Source organism: Chryseobacterium sp., assembly GCF_022712095.1.
GTDB lineage: Bacteria > Bacteroidota > Bacteroidia > Flavobacteriales > Weeksellaceae > Chryseobacterium.
The window spans coordinates 1-3,282 of sequence record NZ_JALAHD010000003.1 but is presented as its reverse complement, the minus strand read 5'-3'; the positions used below and the strand labels follow the sequence as shown (position 1 = coordinate 3,282).

2 protein-coding genes are annotated in these 3,282 nt (G+C 36.3%); one reads left to right on the top strand and one right to left on the bottom strand.

The window, feature by feature from the left end:
* Positions 1-78: 78 nt before the first annotated feature.
* On the bottom strand, positions 79-1,815 hold the full coding sequence (locus Q0A18_RS00090) for a thiamine pyrophosphate-dependent enzyme (protein WP_292008126.1): 1,737 nt from the start codon (positions 1,813-1,815) through the stop codon (positions 79-81).
* 373 nt (positions 1,816-2,188) lie between these two features.
* On the opposite strand from Q0A18_RS00090, the gene Q0A18_RS00085 reads away from it, so the two are divergent.
* Positions 2,189-3,163 (top strand): MBL fold metallo-hydrolase, encoded by a 975-nt coding sequence (locus Q0A18_RS00085; protein WP_292008125.1) that lies wholly within the window; start codon positions 2,189-2,191, stop codon positions 3,161-3,163.
* The last annotated feature ends 119 nt before the right edge of the window (positions 3,164-3,282 follow it).

Sequence of the window (3,282 nt, the reverse complement as noted above, 5' to 3'; positions counted from 1 at the left end):
CTTTCTGAAGTATATTTCTAAATAATTCTTCTTCTATGGCTGATATCGGCTTGCATGAGGATTTTAATTATTCAGTTTTTAAAATATAGTCTTAATATTTTTATAATTGGATTTAATAATATCCATCACTTCTTCAAAATCTCCGTTCAGCATCATTTTACTCATAGCCGTTGCCATTCCTTTCATTTGTTCAAATTCTATTTTTGGAGGCATTGCTAAGGAATCCGGATTGGTGAATACATTAATAAGTACCGGTCCTTCATGATCGAATGCTTCCTGTAAAACTGCTTCTACTTTATGAGGGGACTCTATAGTATATCCTTTCATTCCCATAGCTTCCGCTACTTTAGCAAAATCAGGATTATACATATCCGTTTGCCAGTCAGGAAGCCCTGCTACCTGCATTTCCAGTCTCACCATCCCCAATGAACGGTTATTGAAAACAACAACTTTTACAGGAAGTTTATACTGTACAAGTGTTGCAAGATCTCCCATCATCATAGAAAGCCCACCATCTCCGCATAAGGCAATTACCTGTTGATCAGGTCTCGCAAGGGCTGCACCAATAGCCTGCGGTAAAGCATTAGCCATAGAGCCATGACTGAATGAACCTAACAAAGCTCTTTTTCCTGTAGCATGAAGATATCTTGCCCCCCAGACACAGCACATTCCCGTATCTACCGTAAATATAGCGTCATCATTAGCTTTTTTATTAATAGTAGCTGCGACATATTCAGGAGATATGGCATGTTCTCTTCCTTTATCTTCAACATAAGTGTTGAGCGCTTTATTTACACTCTGGTATTTATCCAATTGTTTTTTCAAAAAGCTGTCATCAGCTTTTTCCTGGATAAGAGGAAGTAAAACCTCAAGAGTATCTTTAATATTACCTGCTAATCCCATTGAAACTTTAGCTTTACGCCCTAGTCGTTCTGCACGTTTGTCAACCTGTATTATTTCCAAACCATCCGGCATAAACTGTTTATACGGAAAATCTGTTCCCAACATTAAAAGTAATTCAGAATGATGCATAGCATAAAATGCAGAAGGAAGACCTAACAGACCTGTCATACCTACTTCATAAGGATTGTCATATTGTATTCCCATTTTCCCTCTGAATGAATAGGCAACAGGGGCCTTTAGCAATCCTGCCAATTTAACGACTTCATCATGGGCTTCCCCAGCTCCATACCCACAATAAATAGTAATTTTTGAGGCTTTATTTAATTTATCAGCTAATATTCTAATATCAGCATCTGCAGGACGGTATACCGACTGCTGTTTCAATAAAAAGGTTGCTGTACTACTCTCTTCAGCTTCTTCTTTGGTAAGATCACCGGGAAGTCCTAAAACAGCTACTTCTCCTTTGGAATATGCATGTTGCAATGCAGCCTGCAGCATACGTGGAAACTGCTTGGGAGTAGTTGCGATTTCATTATATCCGCTACAATCAGCAAATAGCTTCGTAGTATTCGTTTCCTGGAAAAATCCCATTCCGAATTCATCTGTAGCACAAGTAGAGGCTATTGCCAATACAGGAACATTAGTTCGGTGAGCTTCATATAAACCATTGATCAGGTGAACATGGCCGGGACCACTGCTTCCTGCACAACAAGCAATACCGTTAAGTTCAGCTTCAGCGGCCGCTGCAAAAGCCCCCGTTTCTTCATGTCGTACATGGATCCACTGAAGTTTTCCATTTTTGCGAACTGAATCATTTACTTCATTTAAACTATCACCGGTTACGGCATATATACGTTTAATACCGGCTTCAAGTATTGTATCAACTAACTGATCTGCAATTTTTTTTGACATAATTTGTTTATTATAAGGATTCATTCTAATAATTAATTCTTTAAACCTGGTTTTGTGGAAAAGAAAATTATTTCAGATAATTAAAGAAGTATTTCGAATTCAATATGATAAAGAATAGAAAATTTTAGGTTTTAGTTTTTTCATAGAAATTTTACTGGTGTCAAATTCAATACCTGAATTTAGACATTTTTCTAATTATTTGCCTTATTCAAAAGCTGTTTTTTATCAAACTAAAAAGAATCATACATTTTCTATAATCATCATTCGTAATTTTACTGCAAATATACGCATATTGATATTTTATAAACCTGAACCCCACACTAACTTTACTTTATCAAAACAAAAATTAATTTACATTAAAAAAACACTTTTTATGCAAAAGCCAACTTATTTTTTCTATTTCTTTTTAATGCTACTACTTCTTCCAATTTCATGTAAAGTGCAGGCACAATCTGATTCCCACCTTACAGGAGCTGAATATGTAGATCAATCCCTCTATAGAAATAGGGAAATTTTACCCGATGTTTTAGGAAAACCAGATCCTAATCTTGAAAAGACTCTCGTCCAGGTAAAAGGAAACCTTTACCGTCATACCAATGGTACTTTACCTGCACTTCACAGCGGATTGGTTCTTATTACAAAAGAAGGAGCTATTGTAATAGATCCGGCATTAACTCAGGCTGCCATATGGCTGAATGAGGAAATCAAAAGGAAGTTCAATGTTCCTGTAAAATATGTTATCCTGACTCATGCCCACTATGATCATGCAGGCGGCTCTCAAATTTTTCAGAAAGAAGGTGCTAAAGTAATTATTCAGAAAAACGGACTGGAACCTATTATCGGAGAGAAGCTTCCGGTAGCTGTACCAGATATTGTTTATGATAAACAACTCACTATTAAGCTTGGTGGAGAAACTGTTATTGTAAACCATATCGCACCCAGCCATTCCAACAGTATGTCTGTCGTTTCTTTTCCAAAATATAAAGCTCTGCAATTAACAGATGTCGGAGAGTCTAAAACAATGCCTTATAACGACTTTCTGGACTTTTATTATGATGGATGGATTGCAACGCTCGACTGGGCTCTACAACAAAATGTAGACTATATTGATGTTGGACATTATACTCCTGCTACCTTGGAAGATATCAGAAAGGAAAGAGAATATATGGTAAATCTCCACCAGCAGGTATTGGATTTAGTAAGAAGCGGGCAAAGCTGGGATGAGTTATACAGACATGTAAAATTCTCTGATGAAGTTAAAAAATGGGGCGGATTTGATACAATGAATAAATTAAACATTCTGGGAATGTTCAGATGGGTATCTAATCACAGACGCGGAACATGGTAATATAAGTTATAATATCATTTTTACTCAGTATTGCACCATCTTTTTGGTGCAATATTATTATAACAAAACCGGTAAAATTTACCGGTTAAAAACAAAAATTGATATGGATATGATTAGAT

Coding starts and splice junctions, on each gene's coding strand:
- Q0A18_RS00090 (WP_292008126.1), bottom strand. CDS start 1,815: ATGTCAAAAAAAATTGCAGATCAGTTAGTTGATACAATACTTGAAGCC.
- Q0A18_RS00085 (WP_292008125.1), top strand. CDS start 2,189: ATGCAAAAGCCAACTTATTTTTTCTATTTCTTTTTAATGCTACTACTT.